The sequence below is a fragment of the Colwellia sp. E150_009 genome, from assembly GCF_053543955.1.
Map to the genome: position 1 here is coordinate 18,330 of NZ_JBHFOM010000047.1, position 18,410 is coordinate 36,739.

The window sequence follows — 18,410 nt, forward strand, 5'->3', positions numbered from 1 at the left end:
TAGGTTCACACTAAAGCGTGGAATATGTATAAAATTAAAGAGGAGATGAGCTTACGATACTCAGCTTTTTTTTAATAAATGAAAACATATGTATAAACCGTATGCTGATATTTAATAGAAGCTGGTAACGATGACGACACCAAAAAAGTTAGGGGCAACTTGCCAACTACCATGAGTACCATTAACTAGCTTTAAGATACTGAGCATAGGTAATGACATAACCTGTAGTGGAATAGCATATCCCACTATTATGCTTTAGATTTGTTCTTGCTAGAAAATCAATTTCAATATAGGTATAAGACTACGCATTAGAATAGCGTTCTTTGTTACCTAACCAACGCTGGATTAAGGCTTGTGCGGATTCTGGATTTTGACGCGATAACAGATACGCTTTTTGCTTTATATCGGCAATAAGATAGCCATCGCGAATTAAATCAGCAATTTTAAGCTCAGCTAAGCCTGTTTGGCGAGTACCCAGTAATTCACCTGGACCACGAATTTCAAGATCTTTTTCAGCAATAACAAAACCATCATTACTTTCTCTAAGTACCGCTAAACGCTTAGTGGCGGTTTTAGACAGCGGTGCTTTATATAGTAGGACGCAATGAGAGGCAACGGAGCCTCGACCGACACGGCCGCGAAGCTGATGTAATTGTGCTAAACCTAAACGTTCCGGGTTTTCTATCACCATTAAGCTGGCGTTAGGTACGTCTACCCCCACTTCAATCACTGTAGTTGCAATAAGCAGGTGCGTATTACCTGCTTTAAAGTCATCCATCACTTGTTGTTTTTCATCTGCTTTCATGCGTCCATGTACCAAACCAACTTTTAGCTCTGGTAATTGTTCTTGTAAGTGTAGCGCCGTATCTTCTGCCGCTTGGCATTGTAACACTTCAGATTCTTCAATGAGTGTACAAACCCAATACGCTTGGCGATTGTCATTCACACACCCTTCACGAATTCGTTCAATCACATTATCGCGGCGGGTATCGGGTAGTGCTACTGTATTAATAGGTGTTCGTCCTGGCGGTAATTCATCGATTACTGATGTGTCTAAATCAGCATAAGCCGTCATGGCTAAGGTACGTGGAATTGGGGTTGCGGTCATGATCAGTTGATGAGGGTAATTATTATCAAACACGCCCTTTTCACGCAACGATAAGCGTTGATGAACGCCAAATTTATGCTGTTCATCAATAATAATCAGCACTAATTTATTGAATACAACATCGGCTTGAAAGAGCGCATGTGTGCCAATAACCATTTGCATTTCGCCACTTTCAATGTGTTCTAATGCTAAGCGTCTTGCTTTGGCTTTTGTTTTACCGGCAAGCCAACCCACTGAAATTTTTAGGGGGTTAAACCAGTTAGCAAAGTTGATAGCATGTTGCTCAGCTAAAATTTCGGTTGGTGCCATTAAGGCAACTTGAAACCCTTGGTTTATAGCATCCAAAGCGGCTAAAGCAGCGACAAGGGTTTTGCCAGAACCAACATCGCCTTGCACAAGGCGCATCATAGGGTGATCTTTAGCGAGGTCTTGTTTTATTTCGGATACTACACGCGTTTGCGCATTCGTAGGTGAAAAAGGTAATGTTGCTAGAAAAGCCTTTTCAATTGTGGGTTTGCCAATTAATGACACGGCTTGATGCACATCACTGTTTTGTCTGAGTTTTAGCATACTCAAATTATGGGCGAGTAATTCTTCTTTAATTAAACGAATTTGAGCGGGATGCTTGCCGTTTTCAAGTTGACTTGTGGAGATTTCGGGCGGCGGTCGATGAATAATAGTTAATGCTTGAGCGAGTGAGTAGGGTTCATCAAATAAGTTGCTTGGTAATAATTCTTCTACTTGGCCGCGTTTTAATCGAGTCAGGGCTTGATCTGTTAAATTACGTAGCGAAATTTGCTTTAACCCATCAGTTGTTGGGTAAACAGGGGTGAGTGTTTCTTCTACTGGCGTTAACGCTCTGTCATCATCGAGAGATTTATATTCTGGATGCACAATTTGAAAACCACGCGGACCACGTTTTATTTCGCCATAACAACGAATACTCTTACCAATATTAAGACTATTTTTTTGGCTTGCTGAAAAACTAAAAAAGCATAATTGGATCTCGCCTGTACCATCGTTTAGGGTTACGACTAGCATGCGCCGTTTGCCGTGCGTAATTTGACTATTGGTTATTTCACCAATAATATTGGTATGCGTGCCAGATAAACAATCACGAATAGTAGTTACTCGGGTACGATCTTCGTAACGTAACGGTAGATGAAATAATAAATCTTGAACTGACAGCAAGCCTATTTTTTCAAGCTTTGCCGCCATACTTGGCCCCACACCTTTAAGCGTGGAGAGAGCAACGTGTGATAATTGGGTTAGTGCTTCCATGTGTAAAAATAAGCACTAATCATCAATATGCTGCCAAGCACTTTTATTCATTTGCATTTTTTGCCACCACTCATCATCTGCTACAATTTGACCTTCTTCATCAATTATTGGATAAGGTAAGCCTTTACGTTGACACGCCTCTGCAAAAATAGGATGACCGCCTTCAAATAAGATACGCTGACGTCGTTCATGGCTTAACCTAGCTTTGTTATACATGCCAGCTAGCTGTCGCTGCCGTTGTGCTTCGTAAAGCACCACAGAGCATGCAACAGAAACATTGAGTGACTGCACCATGCCAACCATAGGGATCACAATGTCTTGATCTGCTAATTCTAGTGCCGCTTGCGAGGCGCCAAACTTTTCTTGGCCTAAAATAATCGCCGTTGGCTTAGTGTAATCAATTTCACGAAAATCAACAGCTGTTTCAGAGAGGTTTGTTACTAATACCTGCATTCCCTGACTTTTTAATATCGCAATGGCGTCAGCTGTTTTATTGTGGTTATGTACATCAATCCAGTTTTGACTACCTGCAGCACTACCACCACGTACCTCAGCTTCTTCACTTTTCCAAACTGCATGCACATCGCTAATACCTATAGCGTCACACGTTCGCACAACAGCGGCAAGGTTATGTGTTTTGTGTACACCTTCCATACAAACAGTAAGGTCAGGCTGGCGTTTATCTAGCATTGTATTAATGCGTTGGAGTCTTTCTGGGGTCATAATTTTTCAAATAATAAAGTCAATATTCTAAATGTGGTATTTAGGCAAACTGGTAAACTAAGAGTCCGTTGAACTTATTACTTGAGGTTTGGACGAGTAGTGCAGTCAGTGCAGCATAAATTTTGATTAATACGAATATATTAGCTTAGGCTTGGTAATTCCATAATCCCATCTATTTCAATATCAACATCTTTGGGTAATTTTGAAATTTGAATTGCAGCACGTGCTGGATAAGGTTTTTGAAAATATTTTGCCATAATTTCATTAACTTCTGCAAAGTTGCTTAAATCGGTCATAAAAATATTTACTTTCACCATGTCGTTAATATCTCCACCTGCAGCAACACACACAGCAGAAAGGTTTTTAAAGACTTGCTCAGTTTGTTCACTAAAGCCGCCTGTAACTACTTCCATTGTTTCGGGTACAAGCGGTATTTGGCCAGATAAATAAACGGTACTATTTACTTTAACCGCTTGACTATATGTGCCGATAGCACTGGGGGCTTGATCTGTTGAAATAATACTTTTCATTTTACTTCCTACTGTGTATTTTTTGTATTGTTAAAACTTGCAACTAAACATGTTGCATAGCTTATTCTATTTATTTCGGATAACACGCTGTACATCAATCATTACTTTGATTTTACGGATAATATCAGCTAAATGAATTCTGTCGCGACAGGTAATTTCCATGTCGATAATATACAGACCTGCTTCCTTTTCGCCTGAATTTAGGCTGTGTACATTTGAATTGCACTTAGCAACAACATTGGTCAGTAGTGCTAGGGCGCCTTGATGATTGATAATTTCTACACGCAACTTGGCAATAAATTCTTTGTTTATATCACTATCCCATTTTACAGGGAACAAGGTGCCTGGCTCATGGCCTTTAATATTTCGGCAACCATGTTGATGTACCATCAAGCCTTTACCCGGACTAAGGTAGGCTAAAATAGTATCACCAGGAATTGGTCGACAACATTTACCATAGCTGACCAACATGCCTTCAGTACCTTTTATGGGCATTTTGGCTTTACTATTAACAGGTTGAAGTTCGCTATCTTCAGTAAACTCATCAGTTAAGCGTCTAGCAATACCTATGCTTAGTGCATTACCCAAACCTATGTTGGTTAGTAAATCATCAAATGATTTGTTGCCAGTTTGTTTAACGACTTCAGCTATTTTTTCTTCACTAATACTTTCAAGTTTTACTTTACCTAACGCGTGGCTTAGTAAACGTTTGCCAAGTGCTTTTGACTCTGTTTTTTCGCGGCTACGCAGGTAGGTTCTTATTTGTAATCTGGCTTTTGCTGTTACAACAAAATTAAGCCATGTTGCGTTTGGTCTTGCAGCAGCCGAGGTGATTACTTCAATAGTTTGCCCTGAGTCAAGTGGTCTGCTTAAAGGATAAGGTTTACGATCAACCTTTACACCCACACAAGAGTTGCCAACGTCGGTATGTACAGCATAAGCAAAATCTACAGCGGTTGCTCCCATAGGTAACTCAATGATGCGACCCTCAGGAGTGAAAACATAAATTTCTTCTGGGAAAAGATCAGATTTCACATTTTCAATAAATTCAAATGAACTACCAGCACTTTGCTGTAATTCGAGTAAGCTTTGCATCCAACGGCGTGCTTTCATTTGCGCAGTGGTATCTGTGTTATCGCCACCCTCTTTATAAAGCCAGTGAGCAGCAACACCTTTATCCGCCATTTGGTCCATGTCTTGGGTGCGAATTTGAATTTCTATCGGAATACCATGTGGGCCGATAAGAGAGGTATGTAATGACCGATAACCGTTAGTTTTAGGGATTGCTATGTAATCTTTAAAGCGCCCTTCAATAGGTTTAAACAGATTATGCATAGCGCCTAAAGCACGATAACAATCGTCAATTTTGTCTTCTACAATAACGCGAAAAGCATAAATATCCATCACTTCGTTGAACATCAATTCTTTATTAAGCATTTTACGATAAATAGAATAAAGGTGTTTTTCACGACCTACTATTTGTGCTGAGATGTGACTTTCTTTTAAGCGAGAAGCCACTTCTTCTTGAATATTATCGATTACGGCTTTTCTATTGCCTCGGGCGCTTTTTACGGCAGATTTAAGTGCACGTGAGCGCATTGGATAGAGTGCTTGGAAACCTAGTAGCTCTAGCTCATTTTTTATATCGTGAATACCAAGACGATTGGCAATTGGTGCATAGACTTCAAGTGTTTCTCGTGCAATGCGACGACGTTTGTCTGGTCGTAATGCACCAAGGGTACGCATGTTGTGTGTTCTGTCAGCCAGTTTTATTAAAATAACGCGAATATCTTGCACCATGGCTAATACCATTTTACGAAAATTTTCCGCTTGCATTTCTTCTTTGTTATCAAATTTTAATTTATCTAGTTTGCTAACACCTTCGACTAACTCTGCGACAGTATTACCAAATAACTCGGCTAATTCGTCTTTTGTGACACTTGTGTCTTCAATAACATCATGAAGGAGTGCCGCCATTAGCGTTTCATGGTCTAAACGCATTTTTGCTAAATTAAGTGCAACAGCGACAGGGTGAGTAATATAAGGATCACCACTTGAGCGCATTTGACCATCATGTGCTTCTCTTGCAACAACATAGGCATGTTTGAGCAAATCAACTTGTACTTTTGATAGGTAGGTAGAACTTAATTCTTTTAATGGCTCAAATAGATACACCTATCACTCCCAATTGGTTTTAAACTGACTGAATTTTGTGGATATCACTATAGAATACGTGGCTTTGTTGTAAATGCAAAGAAAATTGTTTACTTGTATAAACGGTATAAAGTGCAATAAAAAACGCGTAGCTCTTTCGTATATATTTGAAGATATAGACAGAAAAAATTACGCGCTTCTAAATTAGCTTATTTGATGTAAAACTAACTCAATTCTTGTGCTTGATTACCAACAATGGCAGCAACAGCATCTAATTCAGCAGTATCTTGCTGAATTTGTTCGTGGCGGTCAGATGTGTCCATCACATCAGTGGTAATTAAACCTGCTTCGATTTCACGCAAAGCTAATACTGTTGGCTTGTCGTTTTCGACATCAACCAAAGGTTCTTTACCGCCCGTTGCAATTTGACGAGCACGACGTGATGCAACTAGCACCAAATCAAAACGATTACCGACTTTTTCTACGGCATCTTCAACAGTTACGCGAGCCATTGGGTCACTCCAACTAAAAATTAATAAAATAGCGCTGCATTTTACTGATCGCTAGGCCATTTAGCAAGTAAAAGCCGTATTCGAGTGAAAATCGTCTATTTAACGTGTTAACTCATCAAGTAGTGCATTATGTTGAATCATTTGTTGGCTTCGTTTTAAGCGCTGATTATTCACTATGGTTGTAAGGTCAGTTAATGCTTGTTCAAAATTATCATTGATAATGATGTAATCAAACTCTTGAAAGTGAGAGCATTCTTTTTGAGCTTGCGCCATGCGGTCATTAATAATTTCGTCGCTATCTTGGCCTCGGCCACGTAAACGTTGTTCAAGTTCTTTTTTTGATGGTGGGCTGATAAAAATAGTAGTAACAGAGGGCTTTTTCATGCGAACTTGTTGCGCACCTTGCCAGTCAATATCAAGAAAAACATCAATACCTTGTGCAAGTTGCTCATCAATAGCAGCTTCTGAAGTACCATAATAATTACCGAATACTTCCGCATATTCATAAAAAGCATTTTGTTTAATCAGCTTTTTAAAATTATTTACGGAAACAAAATGATAATGTTCTCCGTTTTTTTCACCAGGACGAGGATCACGTGTTGTATGGGAAACCGACACTTGCATAGGTCTTGCGTTTGGCTCTTGGTTTTGTTCAAGAAGCGCCTTGATCAAACTAGATTTACCAGCACCGCTCGGCGCAGAAAGAATAAATAAGTTACCTGTAGCTGTCACGGTATGTTCCTTTGGGTTTCATTAAAATGGCAAGTAATATAAAAAAGGCTAAGCATTATTTTACTCTATTAAAGTAAAAAATGCCTAGCCTTGTTAACCTAAGTGCTTTATTTAAAGCACTTTAGCTATAGATTGTGCTAAATAGTCAACATTATTATTAGATATTCCAGCAATGCTTATACGGCTAGAGTCAACCATGTAGATGCTATACTCGTCTTGCAATTGCTGTACTTGTGCTGGTGTTATGCCTAAGAAAGAGAACATACCTGCTTGTTTGGTAATGAAGCTAAAATCACGAGTTACGCCATTTTCTATTAATTTATCTACAATAAGCTGACGATTACCATTAATGCGATTACGCATTTGTGCTAACTCTACATACCATTCATTTCTTAACTCATCAGACGTTAAAATGGTTTCAACAAGTGCGGCACCATGCGCTGGCGGCATAGAGTAAATAACGCGAACAACTGCCAACACTACCGAGTAGGCAATATCTGCTTGAAGGCTTGATTCGCCAATAACAGTACAAGCACCAATGCGTTCACGGTATAAACCAAAGTTTTTTGAACATGAACTGCAAACAACCATTTCGTTTACAGAGTCTGCCATTAAGCGCAAGCCATAAGCATCTTCATTTAAACCTTGCCCAAATCCTTGATAAGCCATGTCGATAACAGGGGTAAAACCAACCGATTTTGCAACGTCGGCAACTTGTTGCCATTGTTCGTTATTTAAATCCATACCGCTTGGGTTATGACAACAGGCATGCAATAACACCGCATCGTCAGCTGATACTTGTTTAAGTGCAGCTAACATGCCGTCAAAATCTAGATTTTTATTTTCATAATCGTAATAAGGATAGATTTTTACGGTTAAACCAGCAGCTTCAAACAAACCTGTATGGTTTGCCCACGTTGGATTACTGACCCAAATAGTTGCACCGGCTTTACACGATTTAATAAATTCAGCTGCTACACGCAGCGCTCCCGTACCACCTGGCGTTGAAACCGTGCGAGCACGATTTTCATTCAGTACATTGTGGTTTTGGCCAAAAATGAGTTTACTCATTTCATCATTAAAAAGTGTTGAGCCAGTTGGGCCTAAATACACTTTACTGGTTTCGGTATCAGTACGATGTTGTTCAGCCTTTTTTACGCAGTTAAGCACAGTGGTTTCACCCGCTTCATTTTTATAAACACCCACACCTAAATCAATTTTTTTAGGGTTAGTGTCTTCGCGGTATTTAGCTAATAGACCTAATATAGGATCGGCAGGTGACGCTTTTAAGCTAGCAAACATGACTGAAATTTACCTTATTTTTGTTGGATTTGATGTTGTTTAATCAAACACCCGAAAATGAACAAGCAGCATAACGTAAAATAACCACAAAATTAAGGCTTTTGGAGTAACTTTTATACAATATTTAGCGACAACATTTGTAAGCTATTCTTTCCCTTTTTAAGTATTAAAAATTACTTGTTAATGCCGCAATTAAACCAATGGCACCACCAAAAACACCGCCCCAAACCACAAGCCAACCGAGATGTTTTTTTATCATCGCTTGAACAATTTCTTTTACTAATTGGGGGGTTAATTCGTTTAAGCGTTTTTCAATAATATTGCTAACTTTGGCTTGTAAGTTTTCAATCATGTCTGGTTGTTCTAATTCTTCACGCAGTAAATTGTTAAATTGTTCACTTTGGCTAATTTCTTGTATTGACTGTTTCATTTTTTCAATAAAAGGTTCTTTCATTGGTTGAATGGCTTCACTACCACCTACCATGGCTAACATAGGGCCGAACGAAGAACCTTCAATAACGGTTACTAAGTTGTTAAAAGCAGGGGTTAAATCAACTTTTTCAATCACAGGGGTTAAATCAATACTACTTGCCGCGCCAGAGCTAGTAGATAAAAAACGGTCGATATTTTCTTTGGTGAAGAATTGTTCCATCATTAACTCACGGATCGCTAATTTGAAATCTTCAAAACGGGCGGGAATCACGCCAGAGCCATAAAGTAGCGGCACCTTTTCAAACAACATATGTATGGCCAGCCAGTTAGTGATGGCGCCTGATAAGGCGAATAAACCAACGGTATATAAAATATTATTACCCAAATAAAAGCCTAATAATGTTGCAATTATGGCAATAAAATTGGTGATGATACTTTTGTTCATTAAAGGCTCCGTGAGCAGGTGTATTAGTTAACGATTTTGATAGGCGCCATGATAACATTCAAATCATCATGCTAGAATTTATTATTCACAAGCTAATTTTTAAGTGCTAGTATATTGGCCACTTAACTGAAGCTTGGCTTGTAGTATAAGTGTGTGGCTTCAATCGGATTGATTTTTAATGGAATAAACTATGCCAAACAACATCGCGTTATGTTACAGCAGTAACAATACCTACCCAGTAGATCGTAACAACCCAAAAGCTTTTGCAGATTTCAAACGAGATAACCCTAATATTTCGGATACTTTTATCTCGGCAGGCACGCCTTTTATTTTACGAAATGCCAGTAGCAACAGTAAAGATTGGCGACAAGTCAGGCCTGATTTAATTTGTCCGCTTAATCACATGAAATCTTTACCTCCGCAAGCAAAACGAAAAATAGCCTTGATGGATTCAATCCTTGGAGGTGAATACCTTCAAGCACTGGCTGATTTTTTCCAAACGGAAATGTTAGGGGCAGTCGGCGCTGCGTCAACAGCCTTGGAAAGTCGGTTAAGTAACTTTGCAAAAGCTGCTAAAGAACTGCAAGAAGCATTAGAAGATGTAAGAAAAGGTGTAAAAGCTAAGCTGCCAAAAGCAAAAATGATAAAACTAGAACAACGCGTGCACGCACTTTCTAAAGATTTTAATCATAAATTTCAAACTGAAATAAATAAATTTATAGGGCGGGTAAAAAGTAAAAAAGGCACTGTTTATAGTGATAGTGAACGAGGTGTTAATAAAGCAAAAAGCGGCAAGGGCGTAAAACCGATCCAGTTTACCTCGACCAAGGCGTTTAATAATTTACGTGCGTTTGAAAAGAGTGCGAATGTACTTGGTAAAAGCTTGATTGTGCTTGATGCAGGTTTACGAGCAGATAAAGTGCATGATGATTACTTAGCAGGGCGTAATTGGCAGAAACGTGCAGCGGTTGAAGCCTCTGGCTTTGGTTTGGCTACTGCGGGGGGTATAGCTGCGGGTGTAGGTATAGTTGAAGCAGGATTAAGCATTGCAATGTTAGCCACCCCTGTTGGTTGGGTGTTTATTATTGGTTCATCTATTGCGGTTGGCATGGTGGCGGCTAAGGCCGGCGATGGGATTGGAAAATTTGTTGCTAATCAAGCCTACGATTTAGGTAATTGGTTGAGTAGCTTTTAGGAGAATGGAAAACCATGTCAGAACTATCGCCTGAAAACTGGATGGCTATCGTGAGTGTCTTTGTCTTTTTTATGTGGGGCATTGCTACTTTTTTATTTGGCCGTATTAGCGTTAAACATATTGAACGTGAAATGGCAAAAGAAGGAATAGCGCCTCCGCTATGGGATAAAGGGATTGGTGGAAGAATTGTTGCGTACGCAGGGATTATTGCTTTCCCTAACCTCAAGCGTCATGCTTCTCTCGTCAATATAGAGGCAACTAAACGCTACACCCGAAAAAAAGATAAAAAACTTGCGTGGTTCTATTTCATTACTATGGTTAGTTTTTTCATTGTTTTGATTGTGTTTTATTTATTTTTCGCCCCTGACGATATACTAAGCTAATTGACAGTTCAGCGTATAGTACCCATTATTTCGGACAAGGAGTTGCAGGGGCTTTGTATAATAAAAGCTCGACTATGTATTGGTTTTAGCTAAAATAATGTTTACTAGTGACAGCGAATGTAAAATTATGATTTATTCCATTACAAAAAAACTACTTAGGTTAATTCCCTTCATTTTTATTAGTGCCTGTGGGGCAGATAATACTAATAACGAAGAATGGCGAACATTAGATTTAAATAACACGGTATTATTAACTTTGCCGCAAGGTGAGGTGGTTATTGAACTTGCGCCACAGTTTTCCCCTAAACATGTTGAGCAGTTTTCAAGTTTAGTGCAAAAATCTTTTTATGACGGCACAAAATTTTACCGTGTTATCGATGGTTTTGTGGCGCAAGCTGGGCCTAAAGACGGTAGCGAACAAGACAAATCAGTCCCTCTTTTAGCGATGGAAGGTCATTTTTCATTAGAAAAAAAAGCAGCGTTTACGGTTGTGCAAAGTAATGACTTGTTTGCAAAACAAACTGGATTCAAACAGGGGTTTGCTGTGGCAACTGATGGTGGCGAAAATGCATGGTTAACACATTGTCCTGGTGTATTAGCCATGGCAAGAAGTAATGAGGCTGATTCAGCCTCTAGTCATTTTTATTTTGTTATTGGGCAAGCACCACGCTACTTAGATAATATAATGACGATTTTTGGACGCGTTGTTTATGGTATGAATCATATTCAAGCAATACAACGCACCGCTGTTATTGAAGGTGAATATGCAGTGGATAGCCGAGAGTATACGCCAATTATTAGTATGAAATTGATGGCAGAGGTACCGAAAAAAGATCGTCTTATCATTGAAGTGGAAAATACTGAATCAGCAAGCTTTGCTGAACGTTTAGTAAAACGTCGTGCAAGAGCAAGCGAATTTTTTTATAAAAAGCCGCCACCAGTATTAGATGTTTGCCAAGTACCAATTAGAAGCCGACTTGTAAAATTGTAAGGGTAAATGAAGACTACTGCGCTAATCATAAAAAGCTAGTGATAACATTACCAACAAAACTCAAAAAATGAATATATTGAATTCTTTAGAGTTACAACAAGTCACGGCATGCAGTATAATTAAGCAATTCTTGGATAATACCTTCATGGGCAATATCATATGCTTGTCAAAAAGCATCTATCTCTGAGCCAATGCCAGTTTTAGTGGATATATTATACGTACATGAAATAAACACATGATTGCAAAATACCGTATAAATTTATAGCATGTTATTTATACGGTGTTTTGCACTTTACTTTTATTAAAATGAGCAGAAAAATGACGATAGAAATAAACTCACTTCCCTTAGAAAAACGTAATACTTGCCCCAAAGAATTTAGTTTTGGTGTTACCTTTTCTGATCACATGTTTATACAAGATTTTAACCAAGATAAAGGTTGGAATGGTGCTAATATTGGTCCATATCGTGCTTTATCACTTGAACCTTCTGCTGCCGTTTTTCATTACAGCCAAGAGATATTCGAAGGACTGAAAGCTTACCGTAATGCCAAAGGTGGTATTAATTTATTTCGTCCAGAAGAGAATATTAAGCGATTCAATCGTTCAGCCAAGCGTATGGTTATGCCTGAAGTTGATGAAAATCTTCATCTTGAAGCTATTAAAGCTTTGGTAAAGTTAGATGAAAATTGGGTGCCTGATCAACAAGGCGCTTCTTTATATATTCGTCCAACAATGATTGCAACAAGCCCGAAACTAGGGCTTGGTGCAAGTAGTACCTATAGTCATTTTATTATTACTGGGCCAGCAGGTAGTTATTTTGCTGGTGGCCTAACGCCTATTTCTGTTTTTGTTGCAGACAAGTATCGTCGTGCGGTGAAAGGTGGTGTTGGCGAAGCTAAAACGGGTGGTAACTATGCTGCAAGCCTTTTTGCATCAGAAGAAGTAAGTAAACTAGGTTATTCACAAGTATTGTGGCTAGACGCTGTTGATGGAAAGTATATTGAAGAAGTTGGCGCTATGAATATTTGTTTTGTGTATGAGGGTAAGCGCATTGTTACGCCAGCATTAAGTGGCAGCATTTTACCTGGCATAACACGTGACTCAATTTTAAAATTAGCCCCTAGCCTAGGTTATGACGTTAATGAGCAGAAGTTAGATATAGAAGAAATATTAGCTGATATAGATAGTGGAAAAATAACGGAAGTATTTGGGTGTGGAACTGCCGCTGTTATTTCACCTGTTGGAAAACTTGCATTTAAAGAGGTTGACCACGTAATCAACAATAATGAAACTGGGCCAGTATCTAAACATTTATATGACGAGTTAACAGGTATTCAATATGGAACGCGTGAAGATAAGTTTGGTTGGATTCAAACGCTGTAGTGCATATTCATGCTTGTGTATTACTTTTAAGGAATACATATTATGCTTTATGTAAGGGGTAATAAATTACCCCTTTTATTTGATTAAAGTTCAACCAACAGAATGCTTTTTAAATTGAATATTATGTTTCATATTCAATTTTGTTAATAAACCAAACCTTATAGCCATTAGGGGTTTTTACTTCTAATTCGTCATCTACTTCTTTTTTCAAACAGGCCCGAGCCATAGGGGAGTCTATAGATATATAGTTTTTATCTGTATCATAGATTTCTTCAGGCCCAACAATGCGAAATTTTTTTATTTCACCAGATTCATTTTCAATTTCTACCCAAGCACCAAAAAACACTTTGCCATCTTGCTGGGGTGAATAGTCAACAATTTTTAGATCAGGTAAAAGCTTTCTAAGAAAACGTACCCTACTATCGATTTGTCTCAATAATTTTTTGTTGAAAGTGTAATCCGCATTTTCAGACCTATCACCTAAGCCCGCTGCCCAAGTTACAATTTTGGTTATAGCAGGCCGTTTTTCTTTCCATAAATAATCATGCTCTTGTTGTAATTTGGTGTAACCCTCACGGGTAATTAACTTTGTTTTCAAGTGGTGCCTCAATATCTTTACATAAGGGTATATAGGGATATAAATATATCAATATCCTAATGTGGTAATTTACCATATTTTCTTGTTAGTCGCGTTCAAATTTGTTCAATCTGTGTGACAGACAAAGTGATATTTTTGCCCTGCACTAAAGTACCATACACCTTTTAATTTTTATCAGCCATGATCAAGCTATCTGTTTTTTTTGGCTATATCATCATGTCTATAATTTTTTCTATCATACCGTTTAAAGCAAAGCACTTAAAAACTATTCTGTTGTTCATAACGTTGTTGCTATTTAGTCAGTATTCTCAGGCTGATTTTGTTGAATTTAATAACTTTGGAGACAATCCTGGTGCTCTTAAAGCAAGTTATTATGCGCCTAAAAGGGTTGGTCAAAACAATACGCCTCTACCTTTAGTAGTTTTATTGCATGGCTGTGCGCAACAGGCTGAAACACTTTCACAGCAAAGTGGTTTACTTGGTTTAGCTAAACAACATAATTTTGCTTTATTGCTGCCTCAACAAGACGTAAGTAATAATATTAAACGTTGTTTTAATTGGTATTCAGCAGAAGATTTCACTAAAGATAAGGGGGAAAGCCTATCGATAAAAAATATGATAACCATGTTAAAGCAGAAAACTGCTAGTGATAGAGTTTATATAATTGGCTTATCTGCTGGTGGTGCCATGGCAAGTAGTATGTTGGTGAATTATCCCGATCTTTTCACCGCAGGTGCGGTTGTTGCAGGTATTCCTTTTCCCTGTGCCGATGGCTTAATTACAGGCATCTCATGTATGAAGAATGGCCCTTCTCAAACGGTTGAAGAGTTCGTTACTTTAATTAAAACAATAACACCTAATCAAGCCCACTGGCCTAAATTATCGGTTTGGACGGGTGAGAATGACGGTATTGTTAATCCGTTAAACGCTACTATGCTTGCTGAGCAATGGGCATTGTTATTAAAGGCAACGGCTAAACCTAAAATTGATAATAAATTAGGCTATAGCATAACTCGTTGGAACAACATGGGAACTGACGTACAGGTTGAGCTTATTGAAGTTAAAGACCGTGACCATGGCATTATGGTTAATCCAAATGTGGAACATGGAGGAGAAGTGTCAGACTATGTTTTAGCCGCACCATTAAGTACTGCTAAGTATGTTGTTGAATTTTGGGGTTTATAAAGAATTATAAAAATATCCTTTAAAATCAAAGGTGTTCGTATGGCACCATAGTGCTAATTATTTTTTCAAACGAATGAGATAGAGTGTTATTAGTTGGTGAAAAGCGATACTAAAAATATAAACGCAAGCACCATTGACCAATAACGAATAACACAAAAATTATTAATAGGGGTTCCTCATGAAACATGTTCATCATAAAAATAGTTACGGTAACAAAAATCATACTAATCGCAGTTATCTTGCTTTAGCAATTGCAGCGGCATTAACTAGCAGCGTGGTATTAGCAGAAGAAGCAACAGATACTTCGGCAGCTGCGAAAGATAAAGGTTTAGAGCGCATTGAAGTAACCGCACGTAAAACTACAGAAAATTTACAGACAGTACCTGTAACACTTACCTCTATTGGTGCCGCCGAACTTGCTGAAAATGGCATATCTGTGATGACTGAAATTCAGCGATTCTCGCCAAATACTACATTGCAAAACAGTCGTGGTACAAACTCAACCCTAACAGCATTTATTCGTGGTGTAGGGCAGCAAGATCCGCTTTGGGGTTATGAACCTGGAGTTGGTATTTATATTGACGATGTTTATATGGCACGTCCACAAGGTGCTGTGCTTGATTTATTAGATGTGGAACGTATTGAAGTACTTCGTGGCCCTCAAGGTACACTTTATGGTAAAAATACCATTGGTGGTGCGGTAAAATATGTAACTAAAGCCATGTCAGGCGACACAGAGCTTAATATTGAAGGAACCGTGGGTAGTTATAACCAAAGAGATTTAAAGGTGACGGGTCAAATCCCTTTAATCGAAGATAAATTGTTTATTGGTTTTGGTCATGCCGAGCTTAACCGAGACGGTTTTGGTGAATTCTTAATTTCTTCATTAGCGGGTCAAGACACCGAAAACTATAACAAAGATTTATCAGCATCACGTTTAACCTTAGAATATCGTGCCACTGATGATTTATTTATGCGCTTAGCGTGGGATAAAACAAATGATGACTCAAATGCAAAAGGTGGTTATCGCTTACTACCAAGTATATTAACGGATGCACCTGTACCAGACAGTGTATATGACTCATATACGAGTATGCCTACAACCAATGCTGTTGAGCTTGAAGGCTTTAGTTTTTTAGCCTCTTGGCAAGCAACAAATGAGTTATCAATAAAATATGTAGCAACCTCCAGAGAAGGGTATTCAGATACCAATATCGATTTTGATAACACACAATTAGATATTTTTGATGTTCCAGCCTTTTATGATGACGAAAATACCAGCCATGAATTACAAGCAAATTATGTAGGTGGTGGCTTTACTATTGTGAGTGGTCTATATGCTTATGACGGTGAGTCTTGTGGTCATTTCGATGCTATTTTAGGAAACCTAGGTCGAACGGCATACGGTACTGCAGGTTTAACACGTGAGGTTACTGGTTGTAATAATAGTAATAGTATTGCTGCTTACATTCAAAGCAGTATTGATATTTCTGATAAATTATCTTTAACCGTAGGCGGTCGTTATACCAGAGAAGAAAAAGAAGCTTATGTTAATAATGGTTTAGCATTTAGTAATGTATATCCAAGCGATGGTTGGATTCCAGGTTATGTACGCGGTGATGTTTCTTTTCCGCAAGTATTAGGTACTGATACCGATGGTGATGGAACTTTAGATGCACCTGAAAAGAAAGAATGGTCACGATTTACACCAAGAGTTGGCTTGGAATATCAACTTGATGCGGATACCATGATCTTTGCAAGTTATTCGCAAGGCTTTAAATCAGGAACGTATAACCCACGTGCCACTGAATATGAAAAAGCAGCTAATCCAGAAGTAGTTGATTCAATTGAGTTAGGTCTCAAAAAAGATTGGAATGATGCTGTGCGTACTAATGTGACTCTATTTTCTTTAGATCACAAAGATCGCCAATATATTACTGTAACACCTGACCCAGATGATTTCTCTGTATTAAACCAAAACTTAGGTAATATCAAAGGCTCTACGGTTAAAGGGATTGAGGCTGAAGTAACGTGGGCAACCACAGAGAACTTAAGAATTGATTTTTCAATTGGTTATTTAGATGGAGAAATTGAAGATGATCCAACCATTGCAGCGCCACTTGTTGGTTTATCAAACACGCCAGATTACACTATGAACTTAGCGGCAAATTATACTATGGATACAGACATGGGATACTTTGTTTTCACTGGGGGTTATTACTATCGTGATGACTACTTATTATTTGAAGATAGTGATTTATTGGTTCAAGATGGCTATGGTACGCTTAACGCGAGTGTTACTTGGGAAAGTGTTGAAGGTAACTGGTATGGCGGCATTCACTTGAAAAACTTAACCGATGAAGAAGCCATGGTGGGTGGTTATAATTTTGCAGCCCAGAATGAAGACGGTACTTATCTTCCTGGGCTAGGTGGTGACACAACCCTAATTGGTTATTTTAATGACCCGAGAACTGCACATTTAACTGTGGGTTATCGCTTCTAATAATGGTATTAAATTAATCTGAGCTCGGTTTAACTTAATACCGAAATAATACCTACGATTAACAGGGTTTAAATATAAGAAAGAGCTGGTTTTTACTGGCTCTTTTTTTGATAATAGCAAAATAAATTTATCTAAAAGGTATTGTATGAATCAAGCTAAAGTGGCAATTGCCGATGATCATCCGTTATTTCGTACTGCGTTAAAACAAGCGGTATTTGATTGCATGCCAGAGGCAAAAATTAAAGAAGCATCAAGCTTTGATGATTTACTTGCAGTGATTGAACATTCACCCGAGCTAGAAATTGTTTTTTTAGATTTACATATGCCAGGTAATGATGGTTTTACAGGCTTAACTCAGTTACAAAATAATCATTCAGATCTCATTGTTATTATGGTGTCTTCTGATGAAAACCCTGACATTATGCAAAAAGCCATTAACTTTGGTGCTGCTGCTTTTATTCCTAAATCTGTGGATTTAGCTACCATTGCTCAAGCAATTAATACAGTGCTTGGTGGTGAAACATGGTTACCCGCTAATATGCCTGTTAATCGTGACAGTGAACTAGCACAAGAACATAAAAAATTAGCACAGCAACTCGCGCAATTAACGCCACAACAATATACGGTTTTATCATTGGTTGCTGATGGTCAGTTAAATAAACAAATTGCGGGTATTTTAGATATTAAAGAAAATACTGTGAAAAAACACGTTTCGGCTATTTTACTTCAGTTGGGCGTTTATAACCGCACACAAGCAGGTTTAGTTTATCAACAGCTGATGTTAACCCCGCCAGAAAATGACAATATCAACTAATTACTCATAGCAGTGTGTTTATACCAATTTGATTAAATTTCTTCCCAACTCAGAGCTTCATTAGCGAGCTTAGAACAAGGAAAATTGATTAAACATAGTTACTCTATATTTCTTCAATTTTGTGATGTTATCAGTTTGC

Annotated in this window: 17 protein-coding genes; 7 read left to right on the forward strand and 10 right to left on the reverse strand. The window is 38.3% G+C overall.

The window, feature by feature from the left end:
- Positions 1-111: 111 nt before the first annotated feature.
- The 9 genes from ACE1OF_RS16630 to ACE1OF_RS16670 form a co-directional block, all read right to left on the reverse strand.
- A complete protein-coding gene (locus ACE1OF_RS16630; RefSeq protein ID WP_448895793.1) occupies positions 112-246 on the reverse strand; it encodes a hypothetical protein in 135 nt (44 codons plus the stop codon).
- A gap of 55 nt (positions 247-301) precedes the next feature.
- Positions 302-2,389: an ATP-dependent DNA helicase RecG gene (gene recG / locus ACE1OF_RS16635; RefSeq protein WP_448895794.1), complete on the reverse strand. Its 2,088-nt coding sequence runs from the start codon at positions 2,387-2,389 to the stop codon at positions 302-304.
- Between the two features lie 15 nt (positions 2,390-2,404).
- On the reverse strand, positions 2,405-3,112 hold the full coding sequence (trmH, locus tag ACE1OF_RS16640) for a tRNA (guanosine(18)-2'-O)-methyltransferase TrmH (protein WP_448895796.1): 708 nt from the start codon (positions 3,110-3,112) through the stop codon (positions 2,405-2,407).
- A gap of 140 nt (positions 3,113-3,252) precedes the next feature.
- Positions 3,253-3,642, reverse strand: coding sequence for a RidA family protein (locus ACE1OF_RS16645; protein ID WP_448895797.1), 390 nt, complete (start codon positions 3,640-3,642; stop codon positions 3,253-3,255).
- Positions 3,643-3,708: 66 nt separating this feature from the next.
- Positions 3,709-5,817, reverse strand: a complete 2,109-nt coding sequence (gene spoT, locus ACE1OF_RS16650; protein ID WP_448895798.1) for a bifunctional GTP diphosphokinase/guanosine-3',5'-bis pyrophosphate 3'-pyrophosphohydrolase — start codon at positions 5,815-5,817, stop codon at positions 3,709-3,711.
- Between the two features lie 203 nt (positions 5,818-6,020).
- On the reverse strand, positions 6,021-6,308 hold the full coding sequence (rpoZ, locus tag ACE1OF_RS16655; protein ID WP_448895799.1) for a DNA-directed RNA polymerase subunit omega: 288 nt from the start codon (positions 6,306-6,308) through the stop codon (positions 6,021-6,023).
- Positions 6,309-6,407: 99 nt separating this feature from the next.
- Positions 6,408-7,040 (reverse strand): guanylate kinase, encoded by a 633-nt coding sequence (gene gmk / locus ACE1OF_RS16660; RefSeq protein WP_448895800.1) that lies wholly within the window; start codon positions 7,038-7,040, stop codon positions 6,408-6,410.
- Between the two features lie 111 nt (positions 7,041-7,151).
- Entirely contained in the window at positions 7,152-8,342 is a 1,191-nt protein-coding gene (locus ACE1OF_RS16665; protein ID WP_448895801.1) for an amino acid aminotransferase, read from the reverse strand.
- Positions 8,343-8,508: 166 nt separating this feature from the next.
- Complete coding sequence (locus tag ACE1OF_RS16670; protein ID WP_448895802.1) at positions 8,509-9,219, reverse strand: DUF445 family protein; 711 nt, start codon at positions 9,217-9,219, stop codon at positions 8,509-8,511.
- A 190-nt stretch (positions 9,220-9,409) separates the two neighbouring features.
- Between ACE1OF_RS16670 and ACE1OF_RS16675 the strand changes: the two genes are divergently transcribed.
- The 4 genes from ACE1OF_RS16675 (at position 9,410) to ACE1OF_RS16690 (ending at position 13,171) form a co-directional block, all read left to right on the forward strand.
- Positions 9,410-10,414, forward strand: a complete 1,005-nt coding sequence (locus ACE1OF_RS16675) for a hypothetical protein (protein ID WP_448895803.1) — start codon at positions 9,410-9,412, stop codon at positions 10,412-10,414.
- Between the two features lie 14 nt (positions 10,415-10,428).
- Positions 10,429-10,797, forward strand: a complete 369-nt coding sequence (locus tag ACE1OF_RS16680; protein ID WP_448895805.1) for a hypothetical protein — start codon at positions 10,429-10,431, stop codon at positions 10,795-10,797.
- A gap of 127 nt (positions 10,798-10,924) precedes the next feature.
- Positions 10,925-11,788: a peptidylprolyl isomerase gene (locus tag ACE1OF_RS16685; protein ID WP_448895806.1), complete on the forward strand. Its 864-nt coding sequence runs from the start codon at positions 10,925-10,927 to the stop codon at positions 11,786-11,788.
- Positions 11,789-12,106: 318 nt separating this feature from the next.
- Positions 12,107-13,171, forward strand: coding sequence for a branched-chain amino acid aminotransferase (locus tag ACE1OF_RS16690; RefSeq protein ID WP_448895808.1), 1,065 nt, complete (start codon positions 12,107-12,109; stop codon positions 13,169-13,171).
- 121 nt (positions 13,172-13,292) lie between these two features.
- Here ACE1OF_RS16690 and greB read toward each other — a convergent pair whose 3' ends face one another.
- Entirely contained in the window at positions 13,293-13,769 is a 477-nt protein-coding gene (greB, locus tag ACE1OF_RS16695; RefSeq protein WP_448895809.1) for a transcription elongation factor GreB, read from the reverse strand.
- A 216-nt stretch (positions 13,770-13,985) separates the two neighbouring features.
- On the opposite strand from greB, the gene ACE1OF_RS16700 reads away from it, so the two are divergent.
- The 3 genes from ACE1OF_RS16700 to ACE1OF_RS16710 all read left to right on the forward strand — a co-directional run bounded on the left by ACE1OF_RS16700 (position 13,986) and on the right by ACE1OF_RS16710 (position 18,271).
- Positions 13,986-14,954: an extracellular catalytic domain type 1 short-chain-length polyhydroxyalkanoate depolymerase gene (locus tag ACE1OF_RS16700; protein WP_448895810.1), complete on the forward strand. Its 969-nt coding sequence runs from the start codon at positions 13,986-13,988 to the stop codon at positions 14,952-14,954.
- 178 nt (positions 14,955-15,132) lie between these two features.
- Entirely contained in the window at positions 15,133-17,457 is a 2,325-nt protein-coding gene (locus tag ACE1OF_RS16705; RefSeq protein ID WP_448895811.1) for a TonB-dependent receptor, read from the forward strand.
- A 145-nt stretch (positions 17,458-17,602) separates the two neighbouring features.
- Positions 17,603-18,271 carry a response regulator transcription factor gene (locus ACE1OF_RS16710; protein ID WP_448895812.1) on the forward strand — a complete coding sequence of 223 codons (669 nt, stop codon included), beginning with the start codon at positions 17,603-17,605 and terminating at the stop codon, positions 18,269-18,271.
- The last annotated feature ends 139 nt before the right edge of the window (positions 18,272-18,410 follow it).

Excerpts from the sequence above, each read along its gene's own strand:
- ACE1OF_RS16700 (WP_448895810.1), top strand. The coding sequence starts at position 13,986 with ATGTCTATAATTTTTTCTATCATACCGTTTAAAGCAAAGCACTTAAAA.
- ACE1OF_RS16670 (WP_448895802.1), bottom strand. The coding sequence starts at position 9,219 with ATGAACAAAAGTATCATCACCAATTTTATTGCCATAATTGCAACATTA.
- ACE1OF_RS16710 (WP_448895812.1), top strand. The coding sequence starts at position 17,603 with ATGAATCAAGCTAAAGTGGCAATTGCCGATGATCATCCGTTATTTCGT.
- ACE1OF_RS16705 (WP_448895811.1), top strand. The coding sequence starts at position 15,133 with ATGAAACATGTTCATCATAAAAATAGTTACGGTAACAAAAATCATACT.
- rpoZ (WP_448895799.1), bottom strand. The coding sequence starts at position 6,308 with ATGGCTCGCGTAACTGTTGAAGATGCCGTAGAAAAAGTCGGTAATCGT.
- ACE1OF_RS16690 (WP_448895808.1), top strand. The coding sequence starts at position 12,107 with ATGACGATAGAAATAAACTCACTTCCCTTAGAAAAACGTAATACTTGC.
- trmH (WP_448895796.1), bottom strand. The coding sequence starts at position 3,112 with ATGACCCCAGAAAGACTCCAACGCATTAATACAATGCTAGATAAACGC.
- ACE1OF_RS16675 (WP_448895803.1), top strand. The coding sequence starts at position 9,410 with ATGCCAAACAACATCGCGTTATGTTACAGCAGTAACAATACCTACCCA.
- ACE1OF_RS16680 (WP_448895805.1), top strand. The coding sequence starts at position 10,429 with ATGTCAGAACTATCGCCTGAAAACTGGATGGCTATCGTGAGTGTCTTT.
- recG (WP_448895794.1), bottom strand. The coding sequence starts at position 2,389 with ATGGAAGCACTAACCCAATTATCACACGTTGCTCTCTCCACGCTTAAA.
- ACE1OF_RS16685 (WP_448895806.1), top strand. The coding sequence starts at position 10,925 with ATGATTTATTCCATTACAAAAAAACTACTTAGGTTAATTCCCTTCATT.
- ACE1OF_RS16665 (WP_448895801.1), bottom strand. The coding sequence starts at position 8,342 with ATGTTTGCTAGCTTAAAAGCGTCACCTGCCGATCCTATATTAGGTCTA.
- ACE1OF_RS16645 (WP_448895797.1), bottom strand. The coding sequence starts at position 3,642 with ATGAAAAGTATTATTTCAACAGATCAAGCCCCCAGTGCTATCGGCACA.